This is a genomic window from Streptacidiphilus sp. MAP12-20 (genome assembly GCF_041262525.1).
Taxonomy (GTDB): Bacteria; Actinomycetota; Actinomycetes; order Streptomycetales; family Streptomycetaceae; genus Streptacidiphilus.
In genome coordinates this window covers 1-12,209 of the sequence record NZ_JBGCCK010000023.1, presented here as the reverse complement: position 1 = coordinate 12,209, position 12,209 = coordinate 1, and the positions used below count along the sequence as shown (strand labels likewise).

Here is a 12,209-nt window from a genome sequence, read left to right as displayed (position 1 = left end):
CGCAATGAGCCGGGCAGCGGTCGTCCGGGCCTGGTGGCTGTGCCGGCACCAGGTCTGGCCGGGCAGCTCGGCGCTGTCCGCGGACGAGCGGGCCCGCGCGGACGCGATGCTCCGCGCCCGCGACCGTGCGGCCTACCGCCGCTGCCGGGGCGCGCTGCGCGGCATCCTCGCGTCGTGGACCGGCGCCGAGGCCGCGGCGCTGCGATTCGACTACACGGCGACGGGCCGCCCCGTCCTGCCGGCCTGGCCGAGCCTGGACTTCTCCGTCAGCCACACCGCCGACTGGGCCGTCATCGTCGTCGGCACCGCCGGGCCGCTCGGCGTCGACGTGGAGCAGATCAACCAGCACGGGACGGACATCGGGGCGCTGGCCCGCCGCTTCCTGGCACCCACGGGAGAGCCCCCGCCCCGGTCGGACGCCGACTTCGCCCGCGCCTGGACCCGCTACGAAGCACGCGTGAAAGCGGCAGGCGGCTCGCTGGGCCGGCCGTTGCCCGTGGAGGCGGCCACCTGGCCGACGATCGCGCTGGACGCGCCCACCGGCCATGCGGCGACCTTGGTGTGCGCGGGGCCCGCCCTGCCCGAAGTCCGTGTCCGACTCCCCTGGCACACGTGCCGCTCACCGGTCAGATCCGCAGGAGACCCGCGATGAACGAGCTCGCCTACATCGACGTGAAGGCGGCAGGCGACCAGATAGCCAGCCAGGTCCCACCGGTCGTCCTCACGGCCCTGGACCCCGGAGCGGTACGCACCGCCCCCGTGGACCCGCTGGACGACCGTGAACCCCGGGACTGCCAGGTCTGGCTCGCCCTGGAGCATGGACACACCGGTTCCCTCACGGCCCGCGGCGCGATGAACTTCCTCGCCACCCACCACAGGCTCGGCACACTGCCGGCCGCCGGCATCGCCATCGCCTCGGACGACAACGCCGCGCTCGCCTGCGCCTGGGCCGCGGAGCAGCACGACGTTCCCGCGACGATCTTCCTGCCCGGGAGCACCCCGCCGGCGCACGCCGCCAGGCTCCGCGCCCACGGCGCGGACGTCCGCACCGTGGGCGCCGGGTACGGTGACGCGCTGACGGCCTGCAGGCAGTTCACCACGGCGACCGGCGCCCTCACCTACGACACCGACGACGACCCCCTCCTCGCCGCAGGCGCCGGGACGGTACTGGACGAGATCCGCGCGCAGATCCCCGACCTGGACACCGTCGTCCTCGCAGCGGACAGCGGACTCCTCACAGGCGTGGCAGCGGCGGCCCGTCACCACGGCATCCGCGCCGTCGCCGTCGAACCGCTCAACTCCCGCCGCTCCCCGCAGACGCCCCCCGCTTCCCTCACCTCGGTGCTGGTATCCGACCAGGAGCTGGCCATCGCCCACACGACGCTGCAGGACCGCTGCGGCATCACGGTCGGGCACGGCTGCGGCGCACCACTGGCCGCGCTCCTGAACCTCGAGCCGCCGACCAGGCCCGAGCCTGCCGCCGCCGGCCGAAACCGGTCAACCGCCGCCCGCAGCTATCGGCCCGCAGCGGGCGAGAAGGTCGCCGTGATCCTGTGCTGCTCGGCCCGCGACGCCCACGGCAGCGCCTGAGATCCGGCAGCGGACGAGGAAGCCGAACTCTCTTGGCAGCGCGGAAGAGCGAGCGCCCCATCGGCGACGGGCCCGAACACGCCCGGGTCGTCCACCGGCACGGCCGTACGGCGCGCACCCTTGGTGTGTGCCGACGTCACCCTGGGCTCCGGCCTGGGCCCTGAGCTATTCCCCTCGCATGCCGACGAGGTCGCCGTCCGGGATGTCGATGGCGTTCTCGCGGCCAGGGGCCGGGCCTCATCCCGTATGCGATATGCGCGATACGTGTCGCGTATGCGAAAAGCGCATAGAGCTTCTAGGGTGTGCGCTATGAGCATGAGTACGGAGGAGACGCTGCGCCTGACCATCGCGGCGCTCCTGCACACGCACGGCCACACACAGGCCGAGCTGGCTGCCGCGATCGGATCCACGCAGGCGCAGGTCTCCCGCCGCCAGGCCGGCCGCACCGCCTGGACCCTGGCCGATTGTGACCGCCTCGCCGCCCACTACCGCATCCCCGTACCGATCCTGCTCTCCGGCCCCACCGCCGCCTGCCAGGCCCTCCCCACCCCCCTCCCCACCCCCCTCCCCACCCCCCACCCCGACCCCGAAGCGACCACCCCGGAACCCGCCACACCCACTCTCGTGCCGCCGGCGGCCACTCCCGCCGGACCGCAGCCCGCGCCGAACCCCCCAAGCAATCCCCCCACCCCCGGCCAGCCCTCACCCCCCGCCGCGCCCCTCCTGCCCTGCACCCGCTGCGGCCGACCCACCTCCCACCGCGCCGAGGGCCGCCCGCAGCACCTCGGCGCGTTCTGCACCCCCCCCACAGCCCCGCATACGGCCACGCCCACCACGCCTGAGTCCGATCCTGGCCCCCCCGCGCCCGTCCCCGCGCCCGTCCCCGCACCCGCCACCACGTCTGCCACCACGTCTGCCGCACCCTCTGTTGTGCCTGCCGCCGCGGCTGGACAGCCAGGCGCCCGCCACATGCCCGCTGACCGTCCGGACGTCACCGACCCCACCCCTGACCCTGAGCCCGGCCACGGACCTGAGCCGGAGTCGGAGTCGCAGGCGGCCCGCAGGCCCTACCAGGAACCCTCCGACATGCCGGACCTCATCGGCCGGGCCGTCGCGGAAGAGACCCGCAAACACCCCGACGACCCCGAAGCCACGCTCGCGGCCCTGGTACGCCGCGCCATCCCGGACGCGATGACGCTCCTGGACGTCTGCCGCCTGGGCGGCCGCTACGACTTCACCGCCTACCCACCCGCACCCGACATCCTGAAGAAGACCACCCGCCAAGGCGCCGACGACATCTGGGAAGCACGCCCCAAATGGCGCCTGGCCACCCTCCCAGCAGGCCGCCACCAGGTCACCGCCCTCGACATGAACGGCGCCTACCTGTCAGCCCTCAAAACCCATCTCCCGATCGGAGCGCTCCAGCACCACACCGGACCAGAACACGACCGCCGCCGCGCCGGCGTCCACCTGATCACCCCCGGGGCCTGGCACCACGACGACCTCCCCAACCCCCTGGGCAACCGCGCGGAACCCGGCCCCCTGTGGGTAGCAGAACCCACCCTCCGGCTGCTCCTGCGACTGTCCGGCCCGCGGGAGGCCGCGTGCGAGGCACCGATGATTCACGAATCATGGACCTCGGGCAGCAGCGAGAATCTCCTCGAGAAATTCCGGTGCGTTCTGCGCGACGCCCGCGAAAATGCAATCGACCACGGCGATGAAATCACGCTGGAATACGTCAAGACCATGTATTCTAAGTTCGTGTCAACGATGGGGGAGAGCAACGCGAACCACGCGATCCGCCGCAGCGACTGGATGCATATCGTGCGCGCCCAGGCATTCGCGAATCTCTGGCTGAAGGCCTACAAAGCCCGCCTGGCAGGCCTGACGGTGGTACAAGTCATGGGAACGGACGAACTCCACGTCATCGGCGACTGGCGCGGCCTGTTCAACGAGGGCCGCGGAGCACAGCAGGTGAAAGTCAAGGACGTGTACGAGGTCGGAGCAGCATAAATGGCAGACAGAACCCACGACTTCGGCCTCTACGGCGCCGACGGAGAACCCGGCAGCCTGGCCGCCGCCAAGGTCCTGGACGCCCTGGCCGGCTTCTTCGCCTCACCAGTCACCAGCAAACGCGGACTCACCGCCCGACTGCGGTATCTGACGACCTCCCCGTCAGGCCCCAAAGCCATACAGGACGCAGGGATCACCGTCCGCCCGCGCACCCTGAAAGCATGGCTGACAGGTCGACAGAACCCCAACAAGAAGAACCTCGGACTGATTGACGAGGCATACAAAGCACTGCGGCGCAGGAACGTCGCCCGGTACCTGCTCGGACGCCTGAACGCGCGCGGCGGGACGCGAGTCGAACTGCATCCCCTGGACCAGAGCGCCGTCGAAGTCCCACGTCAGCGGACACTCGGGTTCCGGACCATCAAAATCCGGCGCTGGGACGAGATCGTGGCCTCCTGGGCGGAAGGAGACCTCACAGCTCTCGACGACGCATGGGTGGACCAGATCACCGACCTCGGATCCGACTGGGGCAAATACGAGTACGTCACCTCGATCGGCTTCTCCGCCTAGTGCTGTGACCGCTATGGTTCGCCGGGATGCCCTCCATCGCCGACCGAGTGGCAGCCGTGGAACCGCACCCCGTGGGTGCGGTGGTAGGTCGCGGGATGCTGCCCGGGCCCCGAGCGCCTCGCGAAGAAGGTCCCGGCGCTGCGGCGCATGACGTCTGCGCTCATGTGTCGTGGCCCTACCACTCGTCCCGCCAGGTCCGAGCCGACGATCTTGGTGGACATTCTCTATCGTGCTGCGGTGAACAAATCGTTGTGGATCGAGCAGGACGACCGTTGGATCCTGAACCTTCAGGGTCTGACAGTGACCGAGATCGGTGTCAGCTACCGGTTGTCGCTGCGGATCGACGCGGACATCAGTGTTTCCCTGGGAAGCCCGTGCATGCTCTCCGACGATGTCGGCGCCTCCCGCCAGGAGACGCGCCTTGACCCGGAATGGCAGGACGTGGTGCCGGCGCTGGCTCTGTTCAACGACGAGGTGCTCTCGGCCGTGGCCCTCAAGACCGGCGCGCTCCAGTTGGTGTTCGGCAGCGGCACGCAGCTCACATGTGACCCCATCCCGTCGTACGAGGCATGGCAGGTGAGCGGCCCGGGCGGTCACCTGATGGTCTGCCTGCCGAGCGGGGGCCTCGCGGTGTGGCCCGCCGACAGCTAGTGCTGTGACCTCTACGCTTCGCTGGGTTGAGAGGGAGGACCGGGGTGTTCGTCGAGATCGTGTTCGTGGGACTTCCGATCGATCGTGACGAGGTCGGGGAGGCTCTGGAGGCGGCGTTCGAGCTCGACGGCGAGGTCACCGGCGGGGGCAGCGGCATGGGTCGCTGCCATCTCGACCTCGAAATCGCAGAGGACTCGGACCCTGCCGCGGCCCTGGATCGGCTTCGGTCGGTGCTGTCCGAGCTGAGGGTCTCGGAGTGCGCGACCTTGAACGTCAGCGAGTAATCAGGCCGCCATTCGCGCTTGTCCGCCCCAGCGGAGGCCCTTTTCGCTGCGGACCCGGGCGCGTTCACGCCGCTCTGCCGCCAGGACGTCACGGTGGCGGGCGTTGGCGTTGCGCCAGCGCAGGTAGGCGTGCAGGGCCCGGGTCTGGACAGTGTGGTTGCGGTGGTTCGAGTTCGCGATCGTGAACTGCCGCAGCGGCCCGAAGTGGGCCTCGATCGGATTCGCCCAGGACGCGTAGGTCGGGGTGAAGCACAGCTCGACCCGGTTCTTTTTCGCCCAGCGGCGGATGGTGTCGCCTTTGTGGGCGGACAGGTTGTCGGGGATGACGTAGATCGGGGCGCCGTCCGGGCGCGCCGCGCGGATCGACCGGAGAGCGGCCAGCGTGTTCGCAGCGCCCTTCCTGCGGCGGTTGACGCCCCACAGGGTGTCGTCGCCGACCGAGTAGCAGCCGTGGAAGTACCGCACCCCGTGGGTGCGGTGGTAGGTCGCCGGGTGCCGCTCGGGATGGCTGGCGGGAGCCCAACCGGTTCCGGCGGTGGGGCGGATGCCGAGCGGGCCGAACTCGTCGAATGCGAACACGCGGTCCGGGAAGCGATCCAGGACGTGCTCGATCCGGTCGAGCTTGGCGTCACGCTCGGGGTCGGGCGACTCCTTCCAAGTCTTGGTGCGCTGGAAGGTGACGCCGCGGCGGGCGAGGAGGCAACGTAATGCCTCGCGGCCGATCCGGATCACACGACCGTGGACTCGGTGCAGGTAGATCACGAGCTTACGCAGGGACCAGCGGGTGAAGGGCTGGCCGAGCTTGGTCGGGCGGGTAGTGGCCGTCTGGACGACGAATTCCTCGTCGTCAGGACTGAGAAGGCGGGGACGGCCTCCCGCCCACCGAGGGTCCAGAGCGGCCAGGCCGATCTCGTTGAACCGGTGGATCACGTCGCGGACGGTGTCCTCGTCCGCCTGGACCAGCTGCGCGATCACCGGGACCCGGTTCCCGCCGGCCGAGGCCAGCAGCATCATCGCCCGCCGGAACCGCACCGAACTGGTGCTGCCCCGGCGCACGATCTGCTGCAGCCTCTGCCCCTCCTGGTCGGTCAGTCTGCGCACCCGCACAGGATCGGCCACCACACCCCCAACGGTCGGACCTACGGACGTCACCGCACATCCAACCGCCACGAACACCAACCCGGCGAACCAGTGCGGTCAGAGCACTAGCAAGCGGCGCCGCAGGCGACGCGAACCGAAGGCCCCGCCGCAACGGGCTTCTGTTCAGCGACACGGGCCCCACCAGCCACGGACGACAGCTCCCCGCCACAGTGCCCACCAGCCGGGAGCCAACACACACCCAAGCCAAGGCGCAGCCCAACCGACCCCCAGGCCCGCAGGCGACGACGACGCCACCCGCGGGCCCTCGCCCGGCTATGCAGCCGCCGATGTCGAGCTCGCGACGGGCCGTCATAACAGCACTGAGCCGGCTCATCCGCAGCCGACGCGACCTCTCATGCGCCTGCCATCTGGGCGACCATCGCCAACAAGCGCAACAACCATGCCAATACCGGACCCGGGGTATCGCGCTACGCACCCACCTCGCTGGCCGCCTCCCCCCGGCCAGCCGATCGAGCAGGGAACGCGCCGGGGGGCAGACAGTGCAGCATCCGGACCTTCCTCCAGTTGTCCGCCCAGTGCTGGGCCACGCTGGCCGGAGCACCACAAGCCCGGACGATGGCAACGACGCGCTCCAGCGGCGGAAGACGATTGTGGCGAGGGTCCAAGGTCTCGGCCAAGGTGCTGCGCGGGAGACCGGTTCGCCGTTCGAGCTGGCGCAAGGAAGGCTCTCCGGACCACGCCTTCAGCAGGCGCAACTGCGTGACGAACTCAGCCGGCGTAGTGGCCGCCGCCGGGTCCGGGATACCCGGGTGAACCGGCTGCGGCACGTGACGCAGGGCGAGCGTGGACGCTCCCGCCGTGCTGCGGCCGACGCGGATTCCTCGGCCTGGTGCGAGCGCCTCCGGTTGCCCGTCGCCCGGGATACGGCCCAGGTGCGCGGACGGTACAGGCGGGGCAGGGGCCGCCCCCGCAGCCCTGGGGAGATCGGCGGGCGAATGCGGTCGCAGGGCGACAGCGAGCAGCGCGAGTTGAGTGCGGTTCGCCGAGCCGGTCTTAGCACGGATGCGGCGCAGGTAAGTGTCCACCGTGTGCGGGCTGAGCTGGAGGCGACGGGCGATCGTGCCATAAGTGACGCCCTTGAGGAGGTGCTCGAGCACCTCGATTTCGCGCGGGGAGAAGGAAGGGGTCGGCGCCGGTGCGCTCATCGCGCTCTCCTGTCGGTAGCGGTCAACAGTGCACTCACTCGGTCAGCCCTTGCACAGCGGGCCGCAGCCACCGCCCCACGCCGTGTCGGCAACCACGACAGTGCGCGGGTGCGACGGAGACGACCCAAGAGAGCCAACTGCGGTGACACCCGTGCCGAACAGCGCCGCGAGCAGAGTGGCGGCGATGCAGATGCGCTTCATTAAGTCCTCCTGGACCAGAGCAGAGCATGGGATGAACTGATCACTTGCCGCCGGTTTCGGCCTACGCTCAGCATTCGGGTCACAGGGGCCGAAGAACCAGGAGCCCGCCACCTCACCAAGCTGCGTGGCATCAAGGGGAGCAGGGGACGAATGTGGATATTGCCGGGGAAGAACACATTGCGATGGATCCGCTCGATACCCAGATCTACAAGTGGGTTCTCGAACACCGCCGGATGGATCCCGCAGCCATAGCCGCCGCCCTGGACATACCTCCCCAAAGCGCGACGGAGTGCCTGACGCGGCTCCGCGCCCTGCACCTGGTAGTTCCCCTGCCCTCCGAGGACGGAGCCGGCTACGCGGTCGCCCCCGAGATCGCGATGACCCAGCTAGCCGCCCCCGGCGAGGCCAGAATCCGCCTCGAGCAGGAGCAGCTGGCCCGCGGCCGCGCCGTGCTGACGCAATACCTGCCGCACTACCACGACCGCCGATACCCGCGCGGCGCCGACATCGAAGTCATCCCCAGCATGGAAGAAGTCAGAACCGCCCTCACCCAGGCCGCCGACCAGTGCCACACCGAAGTCCTGGCCAGCCAGCCCGGCGGCAGCCGCCTCCCCGAAGCTCTACAGGAGGCACTGACCCGCGACCAGGCCCTGCTCACCCGCGGAGTCTCGATGCGCACGCTCTACCACCACACAGCCCGCTTCAACGGCCCCAGCCAGGCCTACGTCGAAGCCGCCTCAGGCCTGGGAGCCCAGTACCGCACCTGCCATGAACTGTTCGGCCGGATCATCGTCTTCGACCGCGAACTGGCCTTCATCCCCGCCAGCAACAACTCCTGGGGCGCAGTGGCAATCCGACAGGAATGGCTCGTCGCCTACCTATGCGAGATCTTCGAGCAGACATGGACCCGCGCCCGCCCATTCGCAGCCGCCGCCACCGAAGGCCTCGAACACGTCGCCCAGGACATCGACCACACCATCATCGAACTCCTCGCCGCCGGCCTCAAGGACGAGACCATCGCCCGCCGCCTGGGCATGTCCCTGCGCACCGCACGCCGCCATATCGCCGACATCATGCAACAACTCGACGCCGAGAGCCGGTTCCAAGCCGGCGTCGCCGCAACAAAGGCCGGCCTCCTGCCCGACTGACACAGCGTCCCGACCCACAAACCCCTCCGGAGGATCACCCCCAACCCGCGCCACCGGTCCGGCCCGGGACCGAAATCACCTGACTGTCCCGGCCCCCGGGACCACGCCCACCATGGAGGCCGGGGAAACCACCCCCCGGCCGGAAGGGGCGAACCATGCACTGGGGACCAGCAAACCCACACGACAGCACCTACCCGAGAGAGCTCGCAACCTTCATCGCGGTCAACACCGGCAACGGACCCGCAGTGCTATGGCCAGAACACGAACCACCAGGCAACGACACCGACGAACGCCACGAACCGCGCCTCGCGGACGAGATATCAGCCCTTCTGGGACGACAGGTGATTTCGATCCCCTCCGCGCATCTCACCCAGATCATCGCCCACCTGCGAGCGGACCAAGCTGATCTCCTGCTGCTCCAGGCCTTAGGCGCCAGCAACGTCGAAGTGACGGACCCCGGCGAACCAAGCGAGGAGACCGCACCCGCCCGCAAGCCCTTCACCGTCCGTCTCCTCCAAGGAGAAGCCCTCTACCTCCCCCACCGATCCGCCGCCGTCCTGCGCCACGAACCCGGTACCCGCCACATCCTGCTGCAGATCGCCGCCCAGCCGACCGCCGCCGACACGCCCTGAGGTAGCGCTCAATCGCCTCCGGCTGCGCATTCGAACAGACCAGCCGCGCCACCAGGGCCGCCCGAGAGTCCAGAAGTCAACGGGCGATCAGGACCGTGTCCCGTCCGGACCCGTCCAGGCCCGTCCCGATTCCTAGCCCGCGCCCCGGCTGCCCCGCCACTCTCATCGATGTCGGCACCGAACCCTCGATTCGAGGGGATCCACAACCGGCACCATCCTCCCCATCACCGCAGCCAGGAGCACACGTTGAGGACCTTGCGCACCATATCAGCCACCGCCGCAGCAGCTGCCGCCATCACCGGTCTGGCCGCCCTCACCCCGGCGCAGGCCGCCCCCTTGCACTCCCAGCACTTCAACATCACCGGCCTCAGCGGCGCCACGTTCCAAGCGGAACACCAGCTCCCCGGCGGCTACTGGACCGCCCAGTGGAAGGTCCAGGGCCACACCGTCAAGGTCGCCGCCCTCCCAGGCTCCACCGTCGTCCTCAAGCAGACCCACGGCAAGGTCTCCGCCCAGGTCAACACCCCGAACCTGAAGACGACGTTCCACGGCGACGGCCGCGCCGCCGCATTCGGCTACATGGCGTCCGGCGCATCGGTCATCGCGAACGCCGAAGCCGTCGGCTTCACCCCCGCCCAGGCCGCCAAGATCGCCGCCTCCGCCGCCCCCAAGGGCCGCATCATGCCGCTCGACACCAGCGTCGGCGGCATCATCCAGTCCCCCTGCGCCTCCGTTTCCGGCGACGCCGGAAACGCCTGGGGCCAGACCTGCGACATCCAGAAGATGCTGGAGAACGACGGCGGCGGGAACTGGTACGTCGGCGACCAGGTCACCGGCTCCGGAAACGACCCCGACTGGTACGCCTCACTGTCCGGCCTCGCCGCAGACATCAACTACGGCGGCGGCAACAGCATGAAGCAGTGGGACCCGAGCGGGTACCGCGACGCCGGACAGTGCGGCACCCTCTCCACGAGCGCGTCGTGGAACGGCATCGGCGTCAGCGCCTCCTCGCCGCTGTGCCCCGACCACATCGACATCGACGGCCGCGCCACCGCCCAGAACTACGGAAGCCACTGGTCCGGCCACGACACCGGCAACCGTACCGAGGGTGTCGCCTCCTCCGACGTCGTCTACAGCCCCGGCAACGCCTCCAGCAACCCCGGCCTGACCGTCTCCATCTGGTGGTACTGAGCCACCACCCGCACCAGACACCGACCCGAGGCCCCGCCACACCCCAGAGGCGGGGCCTCACCCCATCCCCGAAAGGACCCCGCGATGAAACGCCTCGCCCCCACGGCCGCCGCCGGCCTCCTGCTCCTGCTGACCGGCTGCGGCGGCACCGCCACCAGCGACAGCCCGACCCAGCCCAAGGCCGCCATCATGGTCACCATCACTCTCAAGACCACCGCCAAGCCGGACAAGGGCCCACTGGTCGCGAACGCCGCGATCCAGCGCCCCGGCATCGTCTGGTCGAACTTCCTGCCCCCGCACACGATCGTGGCCGGAGCCGCCACCAAGGCCGACGCGGACACCCTCCTCGACCTCTTCGGCCACTGGTCCGAAGTCGCCTCCGCCACTGAAGGCCCCGCACCGTCCGTGCTGCCGACGGCGGGCAAATGAAGTGATGGCCTGCGTGTGATTGTCAGTTACTGATCATCTGGCCTGCGCCGCTCCGCCCGAGCGTCTGACGCCAGCAAACGGAGTCAAATCTCACTTACACAACGGCGGGGAAACCCGGTACGACGCACGCGCACCCTACGCTTTCGGCGACAGAATCCCACCCGGCAACTAGGAGCTCGACACCAGCACGCTCACCCGCTACAACCCCGACGAGACGCCGTGACCCTCGCCCAACTACGACCCACCCTCGGCCTCCGCCAGATCGACGTTGCCAGGCGCTCAGGCGGGGTCCAGTCCCGCATTCCCACCATTGAACGGACCCTCCCCGGGCAAACTGGAATGGGGAACCGTCTGCTCGTATCTGGAAGCACTCGGCATCAGCGCGCAAATCACCGTTGAGATCAACGACGGAGATCCCGTACGACTGCACTGACAGCCACACCGCAGGAATCTCTGCGCAGTGAGACGGCGTCAGCTGACGAACAACCCGATCACTACCCGCGCCCTCTTGCATCGGGCAGGAATTCATGCCATTCGAAGGGCAGACGAAGCCGCGCAATACAGTCTCGCCTGGCGCCCATACACTCCGCTTGCCTCTAAAATGCGGAAAACGCATACGGCTGGTCATCTACGGTGTGCACGTTGCAGGGGAGCGCAGAGAGGACGCCCTACTTGGCCGCGTCTCGTCTGCGCTCCTACAGGCATGGAGCGGGACGCAGGTCGGTTCTACTGCGGTGATCGCCTCGCCTCCCTGCGCCGGTCCCGTTCTCCTGACCCTGGATCAAGATCATGGGACTTGCCCCGGGGTGGGGGAGTAGGTCACCTCGTGGGTTCTCGGTCTGAGCGGCGCCGGAGGCGACGCGGGGGAGGGGGAGAGTGAAAGGCTTATGGTATAGACCAATTTTGGATCAAGGAGAGATAGGGAGAGGCGCCGGCCGAAGGTCGGACGGGAGGAGGCGGGAAGTGAACGGATGGGAGGCAGGCCCTGATGGGCAGTCAGGTTATTTGTAGATCAACATTACTAAGTGTCAGATCTCTTGGCTGGACGGCAACTTGACACGTCCTAGGTGCTTCCATCCCGCGGAGCGGGATGGCTGGAGCCGCGAAGCGGCTCCGAGGTGTGGGGAGCGGCGGAGCCGCTCCCCACACCCTGCCGCCGCGTAGCGGCGGCGCGTCGCGGCTGCGGAGCAGACC

Annotated in this window: 12 protein-coding genes; 10 read left to right on the top strand and 2 right to left on the bottom strand. The window is 69.2% G+C overall.

The window, feature by feature from the left end:
• Positions 1-4 precede the first annotated feature (4 nt).
• The 6 genes from ABIA32_RS26520 (at position 5) to ABIA32_RS26495 (ending at position 5,108) form a co-directional block, all read left to right on the top strand.
• The gene (locus tag ABIA32_RS26520) at positions 5-652 is read left to right on the top strand and encodes a 4'-phosphopantetheinyl transferase superfamily protein (protein ID WP_370100457.1); all 648 of its coding nucleotides are present in this window, start codon (positions 5-7) and stop codon (positions 650-652) included.
• Entirely contained in the window at positions 649-1,590 is a 942-nt protein-coding gene (locus ABIA32_RS26515; protein WP_370100454.1) for a pyridoxal-phosphate dependent enzyme, read from the top strand. Before ABIA32_RS26520 ends, ABIA32_RS26515 begins: the two co-directional genes overlap by 4 nt.
• A gap of 624 nt (positions 1,591-2,214) precedes the next feature.
• Positions 2,215-3,603 carry a transcriptional regulator gene (locus ABIA32_RS26510; protein WP_370100729.1) on the top strand — a complete coding sequence of 463 codons (1,389 nt, stop codon included), beginning with the start codon at positions 2,215-2,217 and terminating at the stop codon, positions 3,601-3,603.
• Positions 3,604-4,173: a transcriptional regulator gene (locus tag ABIA32_RS26505; protein ID WP_370100452.1), complete on the top strand. Its 570-nt coding sequence runs from the start codon at positions 3,604-3,606 to the stop codon at positions 4,171-4,173.
• Between the two features lie 213 nt (positions 4,174-4,386).
• The gene (locus ABIA32_RS26500; RefSeq protein ID WP_370100727.1) at positions 4,387-4,824 is read left to right on the top strand and encodes a DUF6188 family protein; all 438 of its coding nucleotides are present in this window, start codon (positions 4,387-4,389) and stop codon (positions 4,822-4,824) included.
• A 44-nt stretch (positions 4,825-4,868) separates the two neighbouring features.
• Complete coding sequence (locus tag ABIA32_RS26495; protein WP_370100449.1) at positions 4,869-5,108, top strand: hypothetical protein; 240 nt, start codon at positions 4,869-4,871, stop codon at positions 5,106-5,108.
• Here the strand turns inward: ABIA32_RS26495 and ABIA32_RS26490 are convergent, their stop codons facing one another.
• Together ABIA32_RS26490 and ABIA32_RS26485 are read right to left on the bottom strand one after the other, a co-directional pair.
• Positions 5,109-6,227 carry an IS630 family transposase gene (locus tag ABIA32_RS26490; RefSeq protein WP_370100724.1) on the bottom strand — a complete coding sequence of 373 codons (1,119 nt, stop codon included), beginning with the start codon at positions 6,225-6,227 and terminating at the stop codon, positions 5,109-5,111.
• Between the two features lie 449 nt (positions 6,228-6,676).
• A complete protein-coding gene (locus ABIA32_RS26485; RefSeq protein WP_370100446.1) occupies positions 6,677-7,414 on the bottom strand; it encodes a response regulator transcription factor in 738 nt (245 codons plus the stop codon).
• 353 nt (positions 7,415-7,767) lie between these two features.
• On the opposite strand from ABIA32_RS26485, the gene ABIA32_RS26480 reads away from it, so the two are divergent.
• The 4 genes from ABIA32_RS26480 (at position 7,768) to ABIA32_RS26465 (ending at position 11,015) form a co-directional block, all read left to right on the top strand.
• Complete coding sequence (locus tag ABIA32_RS26480; RefSeq protein WP_370100443.1) at positions 7,768-8,763, top strand: LuxR C-terminal-related transcriptional regulator; 996 nt, start codon at positions 7,768-7,770, stop codon at positions 8,761-8,763.
• A 341-nt stretch (positions 8,764-9,104) separates the two neighbouring features.
• On the top strand, positions 9,105-9,395 hold the full coding sequence (locus ABIA32_RS26475; protein WP_370100440.1) for a hypothetical protein: 291 nt from the start codon (positions 9,105-9,107) through the stop codon (positions 9,393-9,395).
• Between the two features lie 255 nt (positions 9,396-9,650).
• Positions 9,651-10,586, top strand: coding sequence for a hypothetical protein (locus ABIA32_RS26470; RefSeq protein ID WP_370100437.1), 936 nt, complete (start codon positions 9,651-9,653; stop codon positions 10,584-10,586).
• An 84-nt stretch (positions 10,587-10,670) separates the two neighbouring features.
• The gene (locus ABIA32_RS26465) at positions 10,671-11,015 is read left to right on the top strand and encodes a hypothetical protein (RefSeq protein ID WP_370100434.1); all 345 of its coding nucleotides are present in this window, start codon (positions 10,671-10,673) and stop codon (positions 11,013-11,015) included.
• The last annotated feature ends 1,194 nt before the right edge of the window (positions 11,016-12,209 follow it).

Bases quoted from the DNA above. Each gene is read 5' to 3' on its own strand.
- ABIA32_RS26520 (WP_370100457.1), top strand. From the start codon at position 5: ATGAGCCGGGCAGCGGTCGTCCGGGCCTGGTGGCTGTGCCGGCACCAG.
- ABIA32_RS26515 (WP_370100454.1), top strand. From the start codon at position 649: ATGAACGAGCTCGCCTACATCGACGTGAAGGCGGCAGGCGACCAGATA.
- ABIA32_RS26505 (WP_370100452.1), top strand. From the start codon at position 3,604: ATGGCAGACAGAACCCACGACTTCGGCCTCTACGGCGCCGACGGAGAA.
- ABIA32_RS26485 (WP_370100446.1), bottom strand. From the start codon at position 7,414: ATGAGCGCACCGGCGCCGACCCCTTCCTTCTCCCCGCGCGAAATCGAG.
- ABIA32_RS26465 (WP_370100434.1), top strand. From the start codon at position 10,671: ATGAAACGCCTCGCCCCCACGGCCGCCGCCGGCCTCCTGCTCCTGCTG.